Here is a 20,114-nt window from a genome sequence, read left to right on the forward strand (position 1 = left end):
GTGACGGCGCCGGGGGCGACCGCGCTGGTCGACGTGGCGCTCAAGCACCCGATCGGGCTCATCGCCAGCGCGCTCGGACCGCCGCCGCCGGAGATGGTGGCGGGCGCCAGGCAGGCGGGCGTGCCGGTGGCCGCGCTGGTCGGGACCGTGGAGCACGCCCGCAGGCAGGTGGCGGCCGGGGCGGACATCGTCGTGGCCCAGGGCACCGAGGCGGGCGGCCACACCGGCGAGATCTCCACGATGGTGCTCGTGCCGCAGGTCGTGGACGCGGTCGCGCCGGTCCCGGTGCTGGCCGCGGGCGGCATCGCCTCGGGACGCCAGATGGCCGCGGCCATGGCGCTCGGGGCCGAGGGCGTCTGGTGCGGCTCGGTGTGGCTGACCACCGAGGAGGCGGAGACGTCGCCCGCGCTGCGGCGCAAGCTGCTGGCCGCCTCGTCGCTGGACACCGTCCGGTCCCGGTCGCGCACGGGCAAGCCGGCGCGGCAGCTCAGGTCGGCCTGGACCGAGGAGTGGGACTCCGGGCAGGAGAGCCCGGGGCCGCTGGGCATGCCCCTGCAACTGCTGCTGGCCGAGGGGGCGATGGCCCGCATCGGCGCGGCGGCCGACCGCGGCGACCCCGGGGCCGTGGAGCTCGTCACGTACTACGTGGGCCAGGTGGTGGGCCAGCTCGATCGCGTGCGACCGGCCCGTGACGTGGTGTACGACATGATCAGCGAGTTCACCGACGCCGTGACCCGTCTCTCGTCGTCCTGAGTGGTTCCTCCTGTATGGCCCGATAGCATGCGCGTGTGGTCGGGACACCGCCTGAGCTGGAGCGTGGCACCGGGGTTCCCGCGCACACGCAGATCGAGCAGTGGCTGCTGGCGGCGATCTCCTCCGGCGAGATGGCCCCGGGCGACCGGCTGCCCGGCGAGCGGGAGCTGGCCGCCCGCCTCGGCGTGAGCCGGATGACCCTGCGCCAGGCCCTGGCCACCCTCGAACGCGACGGCGTGCTGATCAGGCTCCCCGGCAGGTCGGGCGGCGCGTTCGTGGCCGAGCCGCGCATCGAGTGCGACCTGACGGGCCTGGCCGGGTTCACCGAGCAGATGCGCCGCGCCCACCTGCGGGCCGAGGCGCGGATCCTGACGGCCGCCACCGTGCCCGCCCCGGCGGCCGTGGCCGCCGCGCTCGGCGTCGGGCCGGGCGAGCCGGTGCACGAGGTGGCCCGGGTGCGGTCGGCGGGCCGCTCGCCGGTGGCGCTCGAACGGTCCTTCTTCCCCGCGCTGCCCGGCTTCCTGGACGAGGACCTCGGCGGCTCCCTCTACGCCCTGCTGGGCGGCCGCTACGGGCTGGAGCCGCGGACCGCGGTCGAGCATCTGGACCCGGTGATCGCCGGTCCGGAGGAGGCGGCCGAGCTGGGCATCGCGGCGGGCGCGCCGCTCATGCTGATCGAGCGCACGGCCTACGCCGCCGACGGCGCCCCCGTCGAGTACGCCCGCGACCTGTTCCGCCCCGACCGGGTGCGCCTGTCGGTGCGCAGCGGCGTCACCGCGCCCGCGACCCCGCCGGGTCGTGCAGCGGCTCCCTGACCACGACGCCCGGCACCCACTCCCCCTCGACCTCGACCTCCACCTCGGCCCCCGGCCCGACCGGCAGGTACGCGTAGGCGATCGACCGCTCGACCGTGTACCCGTAGCCGCCGGAGGTGACCCGGGCCACGACCTGGCCGTCCACCCGGACGGGCTCGTTGCCCAGGGCGACCGCCCGCGGGTCGGCCAGGGTGAGGCAGCGCAGGCGGCGGGCCGGGTCGGGGTCGAGGGCGTCGCGGCCGAGGAAGTCCTTGCCGGGCTTGACGCAGAACCCGAGCCCGGCCTCGTACGGCGTCGTCTCGGGCCCGATGTCGGCGCCCCACACCCGGTACCCCTTCTCCAGCCGCAGGCTGTCGATGGCCCGGTAGCCGCCCGCGACCAGCCCGTACGGCTCGCCCGCCCGCCACAGCGTCTGCCACAGCGCGAGCCCGTACTCGCTGGAGCAGTACAGCTCCCAGCCGTGCTCCCCCACGAACGTCACCCGCAGCGCCAGCGCGGGCACGTCGCCCACGGTGAGCTCCCGGGCCGACATGAACGGCAGGTCCGGCGGGTCCGGGGTCAGCCCGGCCAGGATGTCCCGGGCCCTCGGGCCCCACAGGGCGAAACAGGCGTACTGGCCGGTGACGTCGGCGATCCTGGCCGTCGAGCCGGTGAGCGCGGCCTGCCGGCGCAGCCAGGCGAGGTCGCGGGAGCCGGACGCGGTGCCGGTGACGATGAGGAACTCCTGCTCGCCGCGCCGGGTGACGGTGAAGTCGCACTCGATGCCGCCGCGCCGGTTCAGCGCCTGCGTGTAGGTGACGGCGCCCACCTGACGGGCCACGTGGTTGTCGCACACCCATTCCAGCAGGGCGGCGGCGTCCGGACCGGTGACCTCGATCTTGGCGAAGGAGCTCTCGTCGAACAGCCCGGCCGTGGTCCGGGTGGCGCGGTGCTCGGCCCCGACAGCGGGCGACCACAGGCGTCCGGCCCAGCCGCGGGGGCGCTCGTCCGTGCCGTCGGGGGCGGCGGAGTAGTGGTTGACCCGCTCCCAGCCCGCCTTCTCGCCGAAGACCGCCCCGTGGGCGGCGTGCCAGGAGTAGGCGGGCGAGACCCGCAGCGGGCGTCCGGCCGCGCGCTCGTGGCCCGGGTAGCGGATGTCGTAGTACGTCTCGTAGTTCTCGACCGAGCGTTTGACCGTGTACGACGGCGACCGGTACTGGCGGCCGAAGCGGCGCACGTCCATGTGGTGGACGTCCATGCCGGGCTCGCCGTCGACGATCCAGTCGGCCATGACCCTGCCGATGCCGCCCGCGCCGGCGATGCCGTGGGCGCAGAAGCCGGCCGCCACGAAGAACCCGCCCACCTCGGTCTCCCCCAGGCAGAACTCGTTGTCCGGGGTGAACGCCTCCGGCCCGTTGATCAGCTTGCGGATGCCGACGTCGGCCATCGCGGGCACCCGGATCCGGGAGTTGACGGAGATCTCCTCCAGGCGCGGCCAGTCCTCGGGCAGCAGCCTGCCGTTGAAGTCGGCCGGCACGGCGTCGTAGGAGGTCGCGGAGGCCGTCCAGGGGGCGCAGGTGCGCTCGTAGCCGCCCATCACCAGGCCGCGCACCTCCTGCCGGTAGTAGACGAGCAGGTCGGGGTCGCGCAGCGTGGGCAGGACGGGGTGGTCGTGGCAGGCGTCGGTGACGACGTACTGGTGGGACATCGGCACGATCGGGACGCGCACCCCGGCCATCCGGCCGATCTCGGCGGCGAACATGCCGCCGCAGTTGACCACGATCTCGCAGGCGATGTCGCCCTGGTCGGTGCGGACGCCGGTGACGCGCCCGCGCTCGACGTCGATGCCCAGCACCCGCGTACGGGCGCGCAGGCGGGCGCCGCCCTCGCGGGCGCGGGCGGCGAGGGCGTAACACAGCATCGAGGGGTCGATCTGGCCGTCGGTCGGCAGGTACGCCGCTCCCACCACCCCCGACGGGTCCATCAGCGGGAACAGGTCAACCGCCGCGGCTACCGAGATCTCCTCCAGCGGCAGCCCGAACGTCCTGGCCCAGCCGATCTGGCGGCGGATCTCGGCCATCCGCTCGGGGGTGGAGGCCAGCTTGAGCCCGCCGCACTCGGTCCAGCCGGCGTCCAGGGTGCGGTAGAGCTCGACGGAGTACTGGTTCATCCGGGTCAGGGTGGGGTCGGAGCGGAGCTGGCCGACCAGGCCCGCCGAGTGGAAGGTGGAGCCGCTGGTGAGCTCGTCCCGCTCCAGCAGGACGACGTCGCGTTCGCCGCGCCGGGTGAGGTGGTAGGCGACGGACGCGCCGCCCACCCCGCCGCCGATGATCACGATGCGGGCCGAGTCGCTCATGGTCGCGAGGCTAACCCGCGTACCCTAAAAGGTCTAGACCGTTTAGGACGGCGGAGCTAGCATCGATCATGGCGATCGCCCGGGTCCTCGACCGCATCCCGCTGCTGTCCGGCCTGCCGCGCTCCGTCGAGGAGCTGCCCGGCGGGATGACCAACCGCAACTACAAGGTCACCACCCCGGACGGGGTCTACGTCGTGCGGGTGGCCGCCAGCGACGGCTCCCTGCTGGGCATCGACAAGGACGCCGAGCACGCCGACTCGCTCGCCGCCGCGCGGGCCGGGGTCGGGGCGCCCGTGCACGGCTACCTGCCGGAGGCGGGCGTGCTGGTGATCGGGTTCCTGCCGGGCCGGACGTTCACCGAGGCCGACCTGTGGGAGCCGGCGAACCTGGCGCGGGTGGCGGAGGTGTGCCGGCGGTTGCACGCGGGGCCGCGCTTCGTCCGCGATTTCGACATGTTCGAGGTGCAGCGGGGGTATCTGCGGATCGTCCAGGAGCGAGGTTTCCGACTTCCTGCGAAATATCTGGATTTCATGCCCGTCACCGCAGAAATCAGGAAATGTCTGGCGGTACGCGCCGAGCCCACCGTCCCCTGCCACAACGATCTCCTTCCCGGCAACATCGTCGAGAGCGGCGAACGCCTCCATCTCATCGACTACGAGTACGCCGGCAACAACGACCCCTGCTTCGAGCTCGGCAACCTCTGGAGCGAGGCGGACCTGCCGCCCGGCCACCTGGAGGAGCTCGTCACCGCCTACTACGGCCGCCGCCTGCGCCACAGGATCGCCCGCGCCCGGCTGCTCGGCCTGATGTCCAAGTACGGCTGGACCCTGTGGGCCTCGATCCAGGACGGCGCCAACGACACGATCGACTTCGACTTCTGGTCCTGGGGCATGGAGAAGTACGAGCGTGCGGCGGCCGAGTTCACCCGGCCGGGCCTGGCCCGCGTGATGGAGGCCGCGGCGGGGGCAGACTAGGGGGATGTTCGCCGCGCTGACCGGTCTCGGCCTCTCCACCGCCGCCGGCCTTAACGCCTACATCCCGCTCCTGGTCGTGGGCGTGCTGGCCAACCTCACCGACAAGGTGAAGCTGCCCGACGGCTACGCCTGGCTGTCGAACTGGGGCGTGCTGGCGATCATCGCGGTGCTGCTGCTCGCCGAGATGGTGCTCGACAAGGTGCCGGCCGTCGACACCGTCAACGACGCCATCCAGACCGTGGTGCGCCCGGCCGCGGGCGGCGTGGTCTTCTCCGCCACCAACGCCGCCGCCGAGCTCGACCACTCGACCTGGATGACCGAGAACCCGTGGGCCGGCTGGCTGCTGGGCATCGTGATGGCGCTGGCCGTCCACACGCTGAAGGCGACGGCCCGTCCGGTGATCAACGCGGGCACGGCGGGGGTGGGCGCGCCCGTGGTGAGCACCGCCGAGGACGCCGGCTCGCTCGGCATGAGCCTGATCGCGGTGTTCCTGCCGGTGCTGGTGATCGTCGCGCTGCTGCTGTTCGTCGTGCTCGCGTGGTGGACCTTCCGGCGGGTACGCCGGCTGCGCGCCCGGCGCAGGATCAGGAGGAATCCACCCGCAGGCTGAGTACGCCTCACCCTGCGGGCTGATTCGCCGCCCCGTCCGGCGCTTCTACGGTGTTCCCTCATGAAGCGAGTCATCATCACGGGGGGAGTCGCTGCTCTCGGCCTGGCCGCGTCGGTCGCGCCCGCCCCGGCGTCGGCGTCGGCGTCGGCGTCGGCGAGCGTCACGGTCGTCGCCGCCAAGCTCGACGGCCCGCGCGGCCTGACCTTCGGCCCCGACGGCGCCCTGTACGTCGCCGAGTCCGGTTCCGGCGGGAAGATCAAGTGCGCGACCGTGCCCGCCGAGCCGGGCGGCGAGGCGAGCAAGGTGTGCCTCGGTCTCACCGGGAAGATCTCCAAGCTGGCCGACGGCACGCTGACCACCGTGGTCAAGGACCTGCCCTCGGCCGGCTCCGACGGGCTCGGCACCGGCCCGCACGACGTCGCCTTCGCCGCGGACGGCTCCATGCTGGTGCCCGTCGGCCTGGGCGGCAACGGCAAGCTGCGGGCCGACCTCGGCCCCAAGGGCCGCACCCTCGGCACGCTGCTGAAGATCAAGGACGGGAAGTCGTCCGTCATGGGCGACCTGCTGGCGTTCGAGGTCAACCACAATCCCGACAAGAAGGACAAGGGCAGCGCGATCGACTCGTACCCGTTCGCGGTCGTGCCGACCCCGCAGGGCGGCGCGCTGGTCACGGACGTGGGCGGCAACGACGTGCTCCAGGTCAGCGCGTCGGGCAAGGTGACGCTGCGGGCGGTGTTCCACGCGCGCAAGGTCGCGGCGCCGGCCATGCTCAAGCTGCCCAAGGGCAGCAAGGTGCCGATGCAGTCGGTGCCGATGGGCATCGCGGCCGCCCCCGACGGCTCCTACTACGTGGCGGAGCACGCCGGGTTCCCGCAGCCCGACGGCGTGGCCAGGGTGTTCAGGCTGGCCGGGAAGAAGGCCGAGACCGCCGTCAAGGGCTTCACCACCGCGGTCGACGTCGCCTTCGACGCCTCGGGCCGCCTGCTCGTGCTCGGCTCGGTCGGCCCGGTGCCCGCCGACCACCAGCCCCGTACGTCGCTCTACCGCATCGAGGCCGACGGCACGCGCACCGAGCTGCTCAAGCCGGGCACGCTGACCGTGCCGCTGGGCATGGCGGTCGCCGGCGACGGTTCGGTCTACGTGTCGAACAAGGGCTTCACCCCCGGCAAGGGCGAGATCGTCCGGGTGGAGCCGCCCGCATAGACGTGTGAGCGCCATGGCCCCCAACCCCCGTGGCGCGCTCACACGGAGGGCCCGGCAGCAGCGTCCGCGCTGCCGGGCCCTTCACCATGCCGGTCAACGCCGGTCGATACCGGTCAATGCCGGTCAACGCGCCCTGAGCCAGCCCTCCAGCACGCGGACGAACTCCGCCGGGCGCTCCTCGTGCAGCCGGTGGCCCGAGCCCTCCCAGCACACGACCTTCGAGCCCGGATGCTTGAGCAGCCCGGACTCCCAGGCCGCGCGTCCGGGGTCGGCCCAGATCGACAACACCGGGCAGCGCCGGCGGGCCAGGTACTCGTCGCTGACCGGCCGCACGCCGATGGCCCCTGGGCCGGTGAACATGGCCTCGAACGCCTCGGCCAGCACGTGCGGGGGCATGCCGTACAGGCGGCGTTTGTGCCAGCGCCGGATGACGGCGGGGGTCGCGGAGGTGGTGCACCACCGGTCGATCTCCTCGGCGGCGGCGTGCGGGTGCGCGCCGCGCAGGCCCGCGATCATGCCGGGGAAGCCCGCGGCAAGGTCCTGGCCCATGCCGTAGCCGGGGTCGAGGGTGACCAGCGCCCGTACGCGGCCCGGATGCTCGACCGCGAGGATCGAGACGACCTGGCCGCCCATGGAGTGGCCGACCGCGACCACCTCGGGCACGTCCAGGCGGTCGAGCAGCGTGTTCAGGTCCTCGGCCATCGCCTGGGGGGTGTTGCCGGTCTCCGGGACCGAGGAGTAGCCGTGGCCGCGCAGGTCCACGGCGATGACGCGGTGGCGGGCGGCCAGGGCGTCGATGTGCCAGGACCACTGGTGGGAGTCGGCGCCCCAGCCGTGCACGAGCAGCAGCGGCGGGTCGCCGGCGCCGTCGTCGGTGTAGAAGAGGCTGATGGTTGCCGAAATTTCGGCGTACGGCATGAAAAATCCCCTTATTTGACGGCGCGGATGGCGGCGCACACCCGGTCCGTGGCGTCGGCGGCGGCGGGCAGGATCGCGCCCGTGCCGAAGAAGCCGTGGAACAGGCCCTCGTACCGGACGCACTCCGCCTCGACCCCGGAGTGGCGCAGGTGGCGGGCGTACGCCTCGCCCTCGTCGCGCAGCGGGTCGTGCCCGGCCGTGATCACCAGGGCTGGCGGCAGGCCGCTCACGTCCGCGCCCAGGGGCGAGCTGTACGGCTCCCCGCGCCGCTCCCGGTCGGGCTGGTAGCAGTCCCAGAACCACCGCATGTGCGCCGTCGTCAGGAAATATCCCTCGCCGTTCTGGTCGTACGAGGGCCAGTGACGGACGCCGTCCGTCGCGGGATAGACCAGCACCTGCAGCACGATCGGCGGCCCGCCCTCCTCGCGCGCCCGCAGGCAGGTGACGGTGGCGAGGTTGCCGCCCGCGCTGTCGCCCGCCACCACCAGCGCCCCCGGGTCGGCGCCGAGCCCGGCCGCGTGCTCGTGGGCCCACCGGGTGACGGCGAAGGCGTCCTCGACGGCGGCCGGATAGGGGTGCTCGGGCGCGAGCCGGTAGTCGGCGGCGACCACCACCGCCCCGGACCCGGCGCAGATCTGCCGGCAGACGCCGTCGTGGCTGTCCAGCGACCCCAGGGTGAAGCCGCCGCCGTGGAAGTACACGACGAGCGGCCGCCCCTCGGCGCCCTCCGGTGGCCAGTAGACCCGTACGGGGACGCCCGCCGCGTCGCGGTCCTCCACCCGGCCCACGGGCATCGGCTCCGGGCTCGGGACCGAGGCCAGCACGCGGCGCGCCGCCACCGGGTCCCAGGGGCCCTCCCCCTTGGGGAAGAACTCGCTCATCAGGTCGATGACCGCGCGGGTCGGCTCGTCAACGGCCATCTCCGGCCCCCTCCTCCGCGACGGGAGCGGCCTCGCGCGGGACGGAGCCGAGCAGGGCCGTCTCCCCCGCCGTCCAGCCGCCGTCGATCGCCAGCTCCGCGCCCGTGACGTACGAGGCCGCGTCGGACAGCAGGAAGGCGATGGCCTCGGCGACCTCCTCGGGCTCACCCCATCGCCCGGCGGCGGCCAGCGGGAACGTGCCCTCGCCCGAGACCGCCCCCAGCGAGGTCGTCATCGGGGTGACGATCATCCCGGGATGCACCGAGTTCACCCTGATGCGGTCCCGCCCGAACTCCAGCGCCGCGATCTTGGTCAGCCCGCGTACGCCCCACTTCGACGCGCCGTACCCGCCCGTGCCGGGCAGCGCGGTCAGCCCCGCGACCGACGAGAGGTTCACCACGGCCCCGCCGCCGGACGCCCGCATGGCCCCGGCCACGGCCTTCAGCCCGAGGAACACGCCGACCAGGTTCACCTGGAGCACCCGCTCGAACTCCGCCAGGGTCTGCTGCTCGATGGTCCGCACGGTGACGATCCCGGCGTTGTTCACCAGCCCGTCGAGCCGCCCGTGCGCCTCGACGGTCGCGGCCACCACGGCCGCCCACTGCTCCGGGTCCGTCACGTCGTGCGGGACGAACGTGCCTCCGACGTCCTTGGCGGTGGCCGTCCCCTCCTCGGTGAGCACGTCGGTGAGCACGACCCGCGCCCCGGCCGCCGCGCACCGGCGCGCCGTGGCCGCGCCCATGCCCCGGGCGGCGCCCGTGATGATCACTACCTTGCCGTCGAGCACGCGCACCCCTCATCCGAGACGACCGAACATGTGCACTGAAACACGCGCCCACGTCCCCGATCAAGAGCTTGCTCGGCACGGTCGCCGGAACCCGGGATCCCCGTCGCGCGTTGAACCCCTTGGGGGTCGAACTATCCTTCTAGGCAACAACCCAACGGGAGGTGGCGGAGATCAGCGAGTTCCTTGTCATCGTGCTGGCCATCCTGGCGTTTCTCCTGCTGCTGACCGGCGTGGGCGTCTATCTGCTGGTCAAGGTGGGCAAGAAGGCGGCCAAGAAGGCCCGGCAGGCCACCACCCGGCTGACCACGCACGTCAACGCCATGGGCACCGGCGACGCGGCCGAGGTCGAACGCCTCCGCCTCGACCTGCGCCGCGAGGTGACCCTCACCCGCCAGGCCGTCGAACAGGCCCAGCAGCGCGGCTGGGGCCTCGGCGACCTGCCCCGGCTGCTGGCCGACCTGTCGGCCCAGGCCGACGTGCACGACGGCCAGCTCGCCACGTACGCCCAGCAGCGCCGCGTCTCGCCGTACGTCGACCACGCCGCCCTCGACCGGCTGCGCGAGCACCAGGCCAAGCTGACCGCCATGTGCGCCCGCATCCGCGCCGACCTCCTGGGCGACCAGATGCACCACGCGTCCTCCGGCATCGACGAGCTGTACTCGCGCACGGAGCTGGAGATCGAGGCCCGCCGCCGTCCCCCGGACCCGCTGGACCAGATCGACGAGCTCTACCGCCGCTCGATGGAGCAGCGCAAAGACCACTCCTGAGGTCCGCCTGACGTGGCACCATGAGCGCGCCGAGCGCTCGTCCGGAAGGTGCCCGCCCGATGTCCCCAGCCCTGCCCGCCTGGTCGCGCCCCTTCACCGCGGCCGGGCCGCTCGACGCGCTCCCGCCGGACGCTCCCCGGCACGCCGAGCTGATCGACGGCGTGCTCGCGACGCGGCCGCCGCAGAGCGCCTTCCGCATGTTCGCGACCCGGCTGTTCGAGCGGTCGCTCAGGCCGCCCGCGCACCTCGCGGTGATCCGCTCGATGACCGTGGCCCTCGGGCCGCGTCTGCTGCTCGCGCCGGACGTCCTGGTGGCCCCCAGGTCGGCGATCGGCCCGGCCACCACGTCGTTCCGTCCTGATCAGGTGCATCTCGTCTGCGAGGTGGTCCCGGCGGCGTCCCGGGAGCGGGATCGCCGTACCAGGCCGATCAGGTACGCCGGGGCGGGCATCGAGCACTACTGGCGGGTGGAGTGCGAAGACGACCAGCCGGTGGTGCACGCCTTCCACCTCGACCGCGACGCCGGGGCCTACGTGTCCGCCGGCGTCCATCGCGGGCGGCTGCGCCTCGACGTCGGTTTCGACGTGGACATCGACCTCGGTCTGGAATGGCCGCCCGCCTAGCTCCGGGCGTGGCCATGAGGGGCCCAGACGGTCCTCAGGCCCCTCGGCGGCGCGGACCGGCAGCGGCCGGGGTCAGCGGTGACGGCGGTACTGCAGTTCCATGATCCCTCCGTCGGAGGCGAAGCTGGAGACCAGGTCGAGCCGGTAGGACTTGGGGAAGCCGTCGAACAGCCGGGTGCCCTCGCCCGCGACGTAGGGGAACACGCTCAGCCGGAACTCGTCGATCAGGTCGAGCCGCATGAGCGACCGCCAGAGGCCGACACCGCCCCAGACCAGGATGTGGCCGTCGCCGTCCAGCCGGAGTTTGTCGATCTCCTCCGCCGGGTCGCCGTCGGCGACGGTGGTGTTGGCCCAGTCGGCCGTCTTCATGGTCCGGGAGAAGACGACCTTGTGCCCGGCGGTCAGAATGTCGGCGAACGGGTGGTCGGTGGCGGTCGTCATGCCCTTGGCGATGCCCTCGTAGGCGTTGCGGCCCATGACGTGCGCGTGCGCGCTCCGCAGGAAGTCGAGGTAGGCCGGGGAGTCGGGCCGGTTGTTCTCGGGCAGGTCGAAGCAGAACTTCCAGAAGTCGGTGCCCTCGTCGGCGAGCAGGCCGTCGAGGGAGTAGTTGAAGACCGTCGCTATGAGCTTCCGCATGATCGCATCTCCGTGGTCGCGGGCCGTCCGGTGACACGTACGACACCGGAGCCGCCCGGAAATCATCGGTGTCCGGCCGGCAGCTCAGTACTTGTCGACGCAGATGGTCAGCGCCGGAACGGGCCACGTCCAGGAATGCCTGGTCACGCCATCGCAGGCGGTGGCGTCCTTGTCGGCGTTCCCTCGCAGAACGCGCCGCACGGTGAACGTCTTGGGCGCTCGGCATTTCCGGGCGAAGTCCACGAACTCATCGTTCTTCGACCACTTGTAGCAGTAGTTCCGCCCGAACTGGTAGGCCAGGCAGTACAGCACGTCGTCGTGGATGAGATAGCGGTGGTTGGTCGTGCCGTCGCAGAGCCCCGAGGGAGTGGTGATGGCGGCCACCCGATAGGGCGCGCCCTGCTTGCAACTGTCGACCACCGGCGCGTCCGGCAGGCCGGACAGGCAGTCGCCGACCTCGAAGGCGGCCGCCGGCTCGCTCGCCGCCGAGGTCGGGGCCACAGTCGGGGCCACGGTCGGGGCCGAGGTGGGTGGCGCCTGGGTGGGGAAGTCGGCGGGCGCGGGGAACGACGACGACGACGTCTCGGCGGGCTCGGTCGTGGCCTCCGAAGAGCCGGTCAGGGCCTCGCGTACGTTGTTCTTGACCACGTTCTTCGCGACCACCGCGAGCACCACCAGCACGACGGCCACCACCGCGGCCCCGATGCCGATCATTTTCGACCGTCCGGCACCCGAAGCCGCCTCGGCCTGCCGGGCAGGCGGCGAGACCGGCTCCGGCCGCGCGGCCTCGCGTAATCGCTCGGCCCATTGCGCGGGCATGGGGCGGCTGAACGGGGGCTGGTCGAGCGCGGTCGTGGCGAACTCCGCCAGGCCGGGATGGACGGCGGCCAACGCGGACACGTCGGTGGTGGACGGACCACGGGCGAAGACGCGGATGGCCAGCAGCGCGAACTGGTAGGCGTCACCCTGCGGCGTCCCCGGCTGCTCCCCGGCGGGGATCCGCCGGTCGGGCGGCGTCTTCACGGGCGGCAGCGCCCGCGCTCCGCCCAGCCCCATCGCGTCGCAGCCGATGAGGAAACATCCCGGCGGCGGCTCTGTCGTGAACAGCACGTTCTCAGGGGACAGGTCGCCGACGACGACGCCCGCCGCGTGCAGGCGGGCGAGCGTGTCGGCGAGATCGGCCAGGATCAGCAGGCGGTCGCGGTCAGTGACGTCCTCCTGCCCGAACAGGCGGTCGAGGGTCGCGAGCCGGCGTACGGCGCCGGACGGGCCGGGCGTCTCGCGGAAGAACCGCTGAGGCACGGTCCGCATCAGGAAGCCGACGACGGCGCCGTTCTCCTCCACCAGTTCGGCGGGCCAGGCCGCGCGCTCCTCCAACCAGGCGACGTCCGACGGGGAGAGACGGCCGGTCAGCTGCGTCATCGCGGTGAGGACGGCGACGTCGAGGCCCGGTCGGACGTCGTAGTCGATCTCCTTGTACGCGACACCCGGCCGGCCGTTGATCCTGCCGCTGAGCTCCTCGTAGACCATTCCCTGGCCCTCACGGCCGAGCGGCCGCCCGAGGGCGAGCTTTGCGCGGCCGATCACGGTTTGTCACCTCTGGCCTTGACCATGCAGCGACCCTAGTTCCGCGGGCACCGGAGATCAAAGAGACATGTCTCACCTCCGGCACCGGGCCGTTCGGCCGCCGACGACTTTCCCAAGAGGAAAACAGATGCTACTTTCCTTACAGGAAAGCAGTAGCCGATCCCGGAGAAGGCCCATGAACCAGCACGACGCCCAGACTTCGCTCGACGACATCCACCGCCTCCAGGCCAGGACCCGGCAGCAGATCGTCCGCCAGAGCTTCGCGCTCCCCCGCGTGCTCGTCTCCGCGCTCGGCCTCTTCGTCATGTTCGCGGCCATAGACCTGCCGAGCCCGTGGTACTACCTCGGCGCGGCGCTCGGGGTGGTCGTGTACGCGGGCGTGGGGATCGTCTGCGAGCACCGGGCCTCGGTCCGGCGGAAGGCCACCGGCCGGGAGGCCCTGTTCCACGGCGTGCTGCTGGCCTGCGTCATGGTGGCCTTCGGCATCGGCCGGATCGCCTCCTTCGCGCTGTTCGACCTGCCGCCGCACGGGCTGCTGTCGCAGGCGGTCGCGGGCGCGGTGGTGGCGGCCCTGGCGTACGTCGCGGCCACGCCCGTCAACCGCCTGGTCATGAGGTCGATCGTGCGGCAGGACGGCGGGGTCGCCTGATGGATCCGCTCTTCGACGAGTTCCTGCACGTCCCGGCGCGTCTGTCCATCGTGGCGCTGCTGGCGCCGGCCGAATGGGTGGACTTCGGCTTCCTCAGGGACTCGGTCGGCACCAGCGACTCGGCGCTGTCCAAGCAGGTCTCCGCGCTGGCCGCCGCCGGGTATGTGGTCGTCCGCAAGGACCAGGACAAGCGGGCGCGGCGGACGTACGTGCAGCTCACCCCGCAGGGGCGGTCGGCCTTCCAGCGGCATGCGGCGGCCCTGGAACGGATCGTCGCCCTCGCCCGCGACTCCGCCGCCCGCCCCGCCGCCGACCAGTAGTGACGGGCCCCGCCGGGGCCTTCGGCAGGGCGCGTGTCGCGCTCAGCTGTTCCAGTCCGCGTAGATCACGGCGGCCAGTTCCTGTTCCGTGGCGCCCTTGCGGGCCAGGGCCTTGGTGGCCTGGGCCTGGGCCGTCGTGGGCAGGCGCCCCTCGATCAGCACCGGCAGCGAGAGCCGGCGCACCAGCACCTCCGTGGCCGCGATCCCGTACGGGCGGCGCGTCACGGCCACGTTGACCCGCAGCGCGTGCTCGTTGCCGGGCGGCACGCCGGGGCGGTCGATCTCGACGGCCGAGTAGCGGAACCCGTTCGCGAGGTCGCAGGAGGCGCATCCGGCCGGGCCGCGGCTCAGCCGGCCGCCGCACTCGGGGCACGTCAGGCGGTCGTAGGCGGCGTCCACGACCCGCCACGGGTGCTTGTCGGGCTCGTCGACCACCATGCGGGCGATGAGCTGCTCGTCCGGCGGGGCCACGGTGCCGAACTCCGCCAGCAGGAAGGCACGCCAGCCCTCCTCGACCAGTTCGTCCACCAGCCCGGCGCAGCGGTCGCAGTCCGGCGCGCCGGCGGGTTCCTGATGTCCGCACACCTCACATCGCCGCATGGCCGAACCGTACAAGCCTGGCTGGTCGCGGCGCACCCGGTTATCGGGCCGCCGTTTATTCGATTGCGAGTGCCGTGCCGGACCCGGCATACTCGTCCGCGTCGATCGCAGCGAGACGAAGGGAGGCTGAGACCGTGACGACCGTTGCCCGCGTGCCGTTTTCCGCGACCTCAGACCTTCCCGCCAGGTGTCCGCTGACCTGATCCGTCCGGCGAGCCGGTGGGGCCTCGAAACTGGAGACATCTCACCGTGCCCAAGCACTCGCAACACCGCCGCCGTGGCAAGTTCGCGCTCGACGCCGACGACATCGAATGGCTCGAAAGCACCCCCGAGACCGATGACGGCCCGCCCGAGGGCGACCGCTGGTCCACCTGGGACCAGAGCACGCCCACCGAGAAGGGGCCGAAGCCGCACCCCGGCTGGCTGGTCACCGAGCTGGCCGCCGTCGACACCGAGCTCGGCCTGCTCAAGACCGGCAAGGAGGCCGACGTCCACCTGATCTCGCGGGGCGTGCCGGGCACCGACCGGGTCTGCCTGCTGGCGGCCAAACGTTACCGCTCCTCCGAGCATCGCCTGTTCCACCGGGACTCCGGCTACCTGGAGGGCCGCAGGGCCCGCGAGAGCCGGATGAACCGGGCGATGGCCAACCGCACCGCCTTCGGCAAGCAGGTGATCGCCGCGCAGTGGGCGGTGGCCGAGTTCACGGCGCTCTGCCGGCTGTGGGAGCTGGGGGTGCCGGTGCCGTACCCGGTGCAGATCGTGGGGACGGAGATCCTGGAGGAGTTCGTCGGCACTCCCGACGGGTACGCCGCCCCGCGCCTGGCCCAGGTCTCCGACGGCCTCGACGACCTGTGGGAGCAGCTCGTGGCGGCCCTGGTGACGCTGGCCGCCGAAGGGCTGGCGCACGGGGACCTGTCGCCGTACAACCTGCTGGTGCACCAGGGGCGGCTGGTGATCATCGACCTGCCGCAGATCGTCGACGTGATCGCCCATCCCGCGGGCCCGTCGTACCTGGAACGGGACGCCCGCAACGTGGCCACCTGGTTCGCCGCCAAGGGCGTGGCCGCCGCGGACCCCGAAGCGCTCGCCGACCTGCTCCGCAAGGAGTCCGGCCGGACGTGACCGGCGGAACGCGCGCGGCCCGGCCGCCGGAGCGCCGGGCCCGTCCGCGCGGATCGGCTACGTACGGGCGGTGGCGGGCAGGGGCCGTTCCTCCCCTGCCACCGCCGGGAGCCGGGTGTCGAGGAGAACGCGCACCGCGCCCACCCACACCATCGCCGAGCCCAGCAGGTGGGCCAGGACGACGACCTCGGGCAGGTCCGTCACGATCTGCGTCAGGCCGACGAGCCCCTGGCCGAGCAGCACGGCGAGGAACAACGTGGTGCGCTGATGGGCCGCCGAGCCCGGCTCGCGCCGGGTCCTGAGCCACAGGGCGACGGCCAGGCCGAGGCTGAGCGCGGCGGCGACCCCGTGCAGCCAGACCATCGCCGTCCAGTTGAACGGCATGCGCGGCACGTCGGAGGAGTCACCCGCGTGCGGCCCGGTGCCGGTGACGATCGTGCCGGCCGCGACCAGCACCGCCACGGACGCCACCAGCGCCGCCGGAAGGCGGCCCACCGGCACGGAGAGCGGCCGCGCGGGCCGGTCGAGCAGGCGGGCCTTGTGCCAGACGACCGTGGTGGCGGTCAGGAACAGCACGGCGGCCAGGAAGTGCGCGGCGACGAGGTACGGGCTCAGCCGCGCCCACACGGTGAGGCCGCCGACGACCGCGTTCAGCACGACGATCCAGAACTGCACCCACCCCCACCGGGTCAGCTCGGGCACCGGACGGCGCTGCAGCCGGGCCACGACGATGAGCCAGCCGACGGCGACGCACACGACCCCGGACAACACCCGGTTGGTGAACTCGATCGCGCCGTGGACGCCGAGCTCGGGCGTGGCCGCGAAACCGGCCTCCGAGCAGCGCGGCCACCCGTCACAGCCCAGCCCGGACCCGGTCAGCCGGACGACTCCGCCGGTCACGATGATCATCAGGCTGGTGGCCAGCGCCGCGCCCGCGGCCCGTCGCAGGGCGGCTCGTTCGAAGGCGACCCGGGCGGCGAGCCACTGGAAGGGAGTGGTCATGGGGGAAGAGGTCTCTCTGCTGCTCGGCGAACCGCCGCGGGGCGGCCGAAAACACGATCAAGACCTTACTCTACAGCCCGTAGAGCACCCCTTCCGGCTCCACCTCCTCGGCACGCGTCCAGAGCCGTGCGGCCCCCTAGCGGCCCGGGACGGCCACCTCCGCCGATGGCCGGAGGTGGCCTGCTCCCCCCGCGGGTCAGCTGGTTTCGTTCTTCTTGGTGACCTCACCGGTGGCGGCGTCGACCATCACCTCGTGCTTGGTCCCGTCCGGGGTCATCACGTCCGACTTCCAGACGGTCTTGCCGTTCTCGGTGTCGAGCTTCAGCTCGGTGACGCGTCCCTCCGGTACGGCCGCGGCGACCTTGTCGGCGGCCTGGGCGTAGTCGAGCTTGGCCTCGGTGATGCGGGTGTGCATCTTGGCCTTCTCCTGCTCGTCCATCTGCTCGGCGGTCGGCCCCTTGACGACCTTGCCGGACTTCACGTCGACCTGATGTTCCGTGCCGTCGGAGCCGACGACCTTGACCTCCCAGACCATGCCGTTCTCCTCGCTCTCGACGGAGACGACCTTGGATCCGGGCACCGCGGCCATCGCGACCTTGGCGGCGTCCTTGAGCTCTCCGGCTCCTGGCTTCATGGACGTGGCGCCCGGCGAGGGGGACATGGTCCCCGTTTCGGGCGGGCTTTCCATCGACGGAGACGGGCTTCCCATGGTGGGGCCCGGCGTGGGCTCGACGGCGAACTGGCCGACTTCCCGTACGGCGCCGCAGCCGGCTGCGAGCAGCGCCGCACCGACCAGTGCCCCGATGATCGACTTGTTCATACCTGGACCGCTGCCCCAGGAACCCGCCTTCATTCCCGCAGGTCAGAACCCTGAGCCACGGCCGGGGCCGGCGAGGCCGCGCCACGCGGGGACCCGCCGCCGGCCCGCCGGCCCCTACTGGACGCCCGATTCGCGCACGCTGTCGGCCACTACTCGACGCCCGCTTCGCGCATGTCGCCGGCCCCTATTTGACGCCTGCTTCGCGCATGTCGCGCAGCTCGCGCTTGAGCTCCTTGATCTCGTCGCGCAGCCGGGCGGCCACCTCGAACTGAAGGTCGGCGGCCGACTGGTGCATCTGCTCGGTCAGCGACTCGATCAGCGACTCCATCTGCGCCCGCGGCATCTCGCCCGCGATGGCCTTGGCGTGCTGGCCCGCCTGGCGGGCGGCGAAGCCGGGCACCGGGGCCTTGCCGCGCGACTGCTGACGGCCGCCGCCGAGCAGCTTGTCGGTGTCGGCGTCCTCGCGCTGGAGGGAGTCGAGGATGTCGGCGATCTTCTTGCGCAGCGGCTGCGGGTCGATGCCGTTGGCCTCGTTGTAGGCCATCTGCTTGGCCCGGCGCCGGTTGGTCTCGTCGATGGCCCGCTCCATCGACGGCGTGATCTTGTCGGCGTACATGTGGACCTGGCCGGACACGTTACGGGCGGCGCGGCCGATGGTCTGGATCAGGGAGGTCTCCGAGCGCAGGAAGCCCTCCTTGTCGGCGTCGAGGATGGCCACCAGCGACACCTCGGGCAGGTCGAGGCCCTCGCGCAGCAGGTTGATGCCGACCAGCACGTCGAACTCGCCGATGCGCAGCTCGCGCAGCAGCTCGATGCGGCGCAGCGTGTCGACCTCGCTGTGCAGGTAGCGCACCCGGATGCCGAGCTCCAGGAGATAGTCGGTCAAGTCTTCGGACATCTTCTTGGTCAGCGTGGTGACCAGGACGCGCTCGTCGCGCTCGGCGCGCTCGCGGATCTCGTGGACCAGGTCGTCGATCTGCCCCTTGGTGGGCTTGACGACGATCTCGGGGTCGACCAGGCCGGTGGGCCGGATGACCTGCTCGACGACGTCGCCCTTGACCCGCCCCAGCTCGTACGGCCCGGGCGTGGCCGACAGGTAGACCGACTGCCCGATGCGCTCCAGGAACTCCTCCCACTTCAGCGGCCGGTTGTCCAGCGCGGACGGCAGCCGGAACCCGTGGTCGACCAGCGTGCGCTTGCGCGAGGCGTCGCCCTCGTACATCGCGCCGATCTGCGGCACGGTCTGGTGGGACTCGTCGAGGACCAGCAGGAAGTCTTCGGGGAAGTAGTCGAGCAGCGTGTTGGGCGCGGTGCCGGCGGCGCGGCCGTCGAGGTGACGGGAGTAGTTCTCGATGCCGGAGCAGGTGCCGATCTGGCGCATCATCTCGATGTCGTAGGTGGTGCGCATGCGCAGCCGCTGGGCCTCCAGCAGCTTGCCCTGCCGCTCCAGCTCCGACAGGCGCGCGGCCAGCTCGGCCTCGATGCCGGCCACGGCCGCCGCCATGCGCTCCTCGCCGGCGATGTAGTGGGAGGCGGGGAAGATGTAGAGCTCTTCGTCTTCAGTGATGACCTCGCCGGTCAGCGGATGCATGGTGGCGAGCTTCTCGATCTCGTCGCCGAACATCTCGATGCGCACGGCCAGCTCTTCGTACTTCGGGATGATCTCGATCGTGTCGCCGCGCACCCGGAACGTGCCCCGGGTGAAGGCCAGGTCGTTGCGCGTGTACTGCATGTCGACCAGGCGGCGCAGGAGCTGGTCGCGGTCGACCTCCATGCCGACGCGGAGCCTGGCCATGCGGTCGACGTACTCCTGCGGGGTGCCCAGGCCGTAGATGCACGAGACGGAGGCGACCACGATGGTGTCGCGGCGGGTGAGCAGCGAGTTGGTGGCCGAGTGGCGCAGCCGCTCGACCTCGTCGTTGATCGAGGAGTCCTTCTCGATGTACGTGTCGCTCTGCGGCACGTACGCCTCGGGCTGGTAGTAGTCGTAATAGGAGACGAAATATTCGACCGCGTTGTTGGGCAGCATCTCGCGCAGCTCGTTGGCGAACTGGGCGGCGAGCGTCTTGTTGGGCTGCATGACCAGCGCGGGCCGCTGCAGCCGCTCGATCAGCCAGGCGATCGTGGCCGTCTTGCCGGTGCCCGTGGCGCCGAGCAGGACGCTGTCCTTCTCCCCGGCCCGGACGCGGCGCTCCAGCTCGGCGATGGCCGTCGGCTGGTCGCCGGATGGAGTCATCTCGGTGACGACCTCGAAAGGCGCCACCTTCCGCTGCAAATCTGTGACCGGACGCATGCTGCCACTGTAGGCGGCGCCACCGACAGAAACCGTCAGGCCGTGGGCTGCCCGATCCGGGGGAACGGCGTGGTGGAGAACACCACCTCGACCGGCACCTCGAAGTACCGCGCTATACGCAACGCCAGGTGAAGACTCGGGCTGTATTCGCCCCGCTCCAGGTATCCAACGGTCTGGTAATGCACCCCCAGCGCCTGCGCGAGCTGCCTGCGGCTCACCCCCCGCTCGGCGCGCAGCAGCGCGATGCGGTTGTGGACGGTCTCGCTCATCAACCCTCCAGGTAGCAGACCTGCTCCATCCATAACACCTCTGCTATGGGACGTAACAGTCATATGACGACACATTGCAAGCGAACAGCAAGTCATACCCGATACGGTCGG

At 72.1% G+C, this 20,114-nt stretch carries 21 protein-coding genes; 10 read left to right on the top strand and 11 right to left on the bottom strand.

The genetic code is table 11. From position 1 onward, the window contains the following. Positions 1–753 (top strand): NAD(P)H-dependent flavin oxidoreductase (locus tag ACWCSD_RS19050; RefSeq protein WP_449916448.1); only part of this gene is annotated, 753 nt, incomplete at its 5' end. Between the two features lie 35 nt (positions 754–788). Next, on the top strand, positions 789–1,568 hold the full coding sequence (locus tag ACWCSD_RS19055) for a GntR family transcriptional regulator (RefSeq protein WP_397166180.1): 780 nt from the start codon (positions 789–791) through the stop codon (positions 1,566–1,568). Here ACWCSD_RS19055 and ACWCSD_RS19060 read toward each other — a convergent pair. Beyond that, positions 1,525–3,903, bottom strand: a complete 2,379-nt coding sequence (locus tag ACWCSD_RS19060) for a GcvT family protein (RefSeq protein WP_449916451.1) — start codon at positions 3,901–3,903, stop codon at positions 1,525–1,527. The genes ACWCSD_RS19055 and ACWCSD_RS19060 overlap by 44 nt on opposite strands. A 68-nt stretch (positions 3,904–3,971) precedes the next feature. On the opposite strand from ACWCSD_RS19060, the gene ACWCSD_RS19065 reads away from it, so the two are divergent. Genes ACWCSD_RS19065 through ACWCSD_RS19075 form a run of 3 tightly spaced genes read left to right on the top strand, consistent with a single transcriptional unit; the run spans position 3,972 to position 6,690 of the window. Further along, positions 3,972–4,877 (top strand): phosphotransferase, encoded by a 906-nt coding sequence (locus ACWCSD_RS19065; protein ID WP_397166176.1) that lies wholly within the window; start codon positions 3,972–3,974, stop codon positions 4,875–4,877. A 4-nt stretch (positions 4,878–4,881) separates the two neighbouring features. Next, positions 4,882–5,487 carry a DUF4126 domain-containing protein gene (locus ACWCSD_RS19070; RefSeq protein ID WP_397166174.1) on the top strand — a complete coding sequence of 202 codons (606 nt, stop codon included), beginning with the start codon at positions 4,882–4,884 and terminating at the stop codon, positions 5,485–5,487. Between the two features lie 60 nt (positions 5,488–5,547). Next, positions 5,548–6,690, top strand: coding sequence for a ScyD/ScyE family protein (locus ACWCSD_RS19075; RefSeq protein ID WP_449916455.1), 1,143 nt, complete (start codon positions 5,548–5,550; stop codon positions 6,688–6,690). A gap of 123 nt (positions 6,691–6,813) precedes the next feature. Here the strand turns inward: ACWCSD_RS19075 and ACWCSD_RS19080 are convergent, their stop codons facing one another. Genes ACWCSD_RS19080 through ACWCSD_RS19090 form a run of 3 tightly spaced genes read right to left on the bottom strand, consistent with a single transcriptional unit; the run spans position 6,814 to position 9,315 of the window. Next, complete coding sequence (locus ACWCSD_RS19080) at positions 6,814–7,608, bottom strand: alpha/beta fold hydrolase (protein ID WP_449916457.1); 795 nt, start codon at positions 7,606–7,608, stop codon at positions 6,814–6,816. A gap of 11 nt (positions 7,609–7,619) precedes the next feature. Continuing rightward, a complete protein-coding gene (locus ACWCSD_RS19085; RefSeq protein ID WP_449916460.1) occupies positions 7,620–8,528 on the bottom strand; it encodes an alpha/beta hydrolase in 909 nt (302 codons plus the stop codon). Beyond that, a complete protein-coding gene (locus ACWCSD_RS19090; protein ID WP_397166167.1) occupies positions 8,518–9,315 on the bottom strand; it encodes a glucose 1-dehydrogenase in 798 nt (265 codons plus the stop codon). The genes ACWCSD_RS19085 and ACWCSD_RS19090 overlap by 11 nt, the downstream gene beginning before the upstream one ends. Positions 9,316–9,476: 161 nt before the next feature. Between ACWCSD_RS19090 and ACWCSD_RS19095 the strand changes: the two genes are divergently transcribed. Further along, complete coding sequence (locus tag ACWCSD_RS19095; RefSeq protein WP_387666666.1) at positions 9,477–10,082, top strand: hypothetical protein; 606 nt, start codon at positions 9,477–9,479, stop codon at positions 10,080–10,082. Between the two features lie 59 nt (positions 10,083–10,141). After that, complete coding sequence (locus ACWCSD_RS19100) at positions 10,142–10,705, top strand: Uma2 family endonuclease (protein ID WP_449916463.1); 564 nt, start codon at positions 10,142–10,144, stop codon at positions 10,703–10,705. A 72-nt stretch (positions 10,706–10,777) separates the two neighbouring features. On the opposite strand, the gene ACWCSD_RS19105 is transcribed toward ACWCSD_RS19100, so the two are convergent. Then, entirely contained in the window at positions 10,778–11,341 is a 564-nt protein-coding gene (locus ACWCSD_RS19105; protein ID WP_449916465.1) for a dihydrofolate reductase family protein, read from the bottom strand. Between the two features lie 84 nt (positions 11,342–11,425). Then, entirely contained in the window at positions 11,426–12,928 is a 1,503-nt protein-coding gene (locus ACWCSD_RS19110; RefSeq protein ID WP_449916467.1) for a hypothetical protein, read from the bottom strand. Positions 12,929–13,103: 175 nt separating this feature from the next. Here ACWCSD_RS19110 and ACWCSD_RS19115 point away from each other — a divergent pair, with 175 nt between their 5' ends. After that, the gene (locus tag ACWCSD_RS19115) at positions 13,104–13,577 is read left to right on the top strand and encodes a hypothetical protein (protein ID WP_449916470.1); all 474 of its coding nucleotides are present in this window, start codon (positions 13,104–13,106) and stop codon (positions 13,575–13,577) included. Continuing rightward, entirely contained in the window at positions 13,577–13,897 is a 321-nt protein-coding gene (locus ACWCSD_RS19120; RefSeq protein ID WP_397166159.1) for a winged helix-turn-helix domain-containing protein, read from the top strand. Before ACWCSD_RS19115 ends, ACWCSD_RS19120 begins: the two co-directional genes overlap by 1 nt. 42 nt (positions 13,898–13,939) lie before the next feature. Here ACWCSD_RS19120 and ACWCSD_RS19125 read toward each other — a convergent pair whose 3' ends face one another. Continuing rightward, on the bottom strand, positions 13,940–14,497 hold the full coding sequence (locus ACWCSD_RS19125; RefSeq protein WP_387666654.1) for a hypothetical protein: 558 nt from the start codon (positions 14,495–14,497) through the stop codon (positions 13,940–13,942). Positions 14,498–14,746: 249 nt separating this feature from the next. On the opposite strand from ACWCSD_RS19125, the gene ACWCSD_RS19130 reads away from it, so the two are divergent. Further along, the gene (locus ACWCSD_RS19130; protein ID WP_449916473.1) at positions 14,747–15,619 is read left to right on the top strand and encodes a serine protein kinase RIO; all 873 of its coding nucleotides are present in this window, start codon (positions 14,747–14,749) and stop codon (positions 15,617–15,619) included. 57 nt (positions 15,620–15,676) lie between these two features. Here ACWCSD_RS19130 and ACWCSD_RS19135 read toward each other — a convergent pair whose 3' ends face one another. The 4 genes from ACWCSD_RS19135 to ACWCSD_RS19150 form a co-directional block, all read right to left on the bottom strand. Then, positions 15,677–16,621, bottom strand: a complete 945-nt coding sequence (locus tag ACWCSD_RS19135; RefSeq protein WP_397166155.1) for a heme A synthase — start codon at positions 16,619–16,621, stop codon at positions 15,677–15,679. A gap of 196 nt (positions 16,622–16,817) precedes the next feature. Further along, positions 16,818–17,441 (bottom strand): PepSY domain-containing protein, encoded by a 624-nt coding sequence (locus ACWCSD_RS19140; RefSeq protein WP_397162093.1) that lies wholly within the window; start codon positions 17,439–17,441, stop codon positions 16,818–16,820. 184 nt (positions 17,442–17,625) lie between these two features. Next, the gene (uvrB, locus tag ACWCSD_RS19145) at positions 17,626–19,734 is read right to left on the bottom strand and encodes an excinuclease ABC subunit UvrB (RefSeq protein ID WP_352358255.1); all 2,109 of its coding nucleotides are present in this window, start codon (positions 19,732–19,734) and stop codon (positions 17,626–17,628) included. A 35-nt stretch (positions 19,735–19,769) separates the two neighbouring features. Then, entirely contained in the window at positions 19,770–20,003 is a 234-nt protein-coding gene (locus ACWCSD_RS19150) for a helix-turn-helix transcriptional regulator (protein WP_397162094.1), read from the bottom strand. Positions 20,004–20,114: the final 111 nt, after the last annotated feature.

It is taken from the genome of Nonomuraea sp. NPDC001684 (assembly GCF_053596515.1).

Bases quoted from the DNA above. Each gene is read 5' to 3' on its own strand.
- uvrB (WP_352358255.1), bottom strand. From the start codon at position 19,734: ATGCGTCCGGTCACAGATTTGCAGCGGAAGGTGGCGCCTTTCGAGGTC.
- ACWCSD_RS19135 (WP_397166155.1), bottom strand. From the start codon at position 16,621: ATGACCACTCCCTTCCAGTGGCTCGCCGCCCGGGTCGCCTTCGAACGA.
- ACWCSD_RS19075 (WP_449916455.1), top strand. From the start codon at position 5,548: ATGAAGCGAGTCATCATCACGGGGGGAGTCGCTGCTCTCGGCCTGGCC.
- ACWCSD_RS19140 (WP_397162093.1), bottom strand. From the start codon at position 17,441: ATGAACAAGTCGATCATCGGGGCACTGGTCGGTGCGGCGCTGCTCGCA.
- ACWCSD_RS19065 (WP_397166176.1), top strand. From the start codon at position 3,972: ATGGCGATCGCCCGGGTCCTCGACCGCATCCCGCTGCTGTCCGGCCTG.
- ACWCSD_RS19150 (WP_397162094.1), bottom strand. From the start codon at position 20,003: ATGAGCGAGACCGTCCACAACCGCATCGCGCTGCTGCGCGCCGAGCGG.
- ACWCSD_RS19070 (WP_397166174.1), top strand. From the start codon at position 4,882: ATGTTCGCCGCGCTGACCGGTCTCGGCCTCTCCACCGCCGCCGGCCTT.
- ACWCSD_RS19080 (WP_449916457.1), bottom strand. From the start codon at position 7,608: ATGCCGTACGCCGAAATTTCGGCAACCATCAGCCTCTTCTACACCGAC.
- ACWCSD_RS19115 (WP_449916470.1), top strand. From the start codon at position 13,104: ATGAACCAGCACGACGCCCAGACTTCGCTCGACGACATCCACCGCCTC.
- ACWCSD_RS19120 (WP_397166159.1), top strand. From the start codon at position 13,577: ATGGATCCGCTCTTCGACGAGTTCCTGCACGTCCCGGCGCGTCTGTCC.
- ACWCSD_RS19105 (WP_449916465.1), bottom strand. From the start codon at position 11,341: ATGCGGAAGCTCATAGCGACGGTCTTCAACTACTCCCTCGACGGCCTG.
- ACWCSD_RS19125 (WP_387666654.1), bottom strand. From the start codon at position 14,497: ATGCGGCGATGTGAGGTGTGCGGACATCAGGAACCCGCCGGCGCGCCG.
- ACWCSD_RS19060 (WP_449916451.1), bottom strand. From the start codon at position 3,903: ATGAGCGACTCGGCCCGCATCGTGATCATCGGCGGCGGGGTGGGCGGC.
- ACWCSD_RS19100 (WP_449916463.1), top strand. From the start codon at position 10,142: ATGTCCCCAGCCCTGCCCGCCTGGTCGCGCCCCTTCACCGCGGCCGGG.
- ACWCSD_RS19085 (WP_449916460.1), bottom strand. From the start codon at position 8,528: ATGGCCGTTGACGAGCCGACCCGCGCGGTCATCGACCTGATGAGCGAG.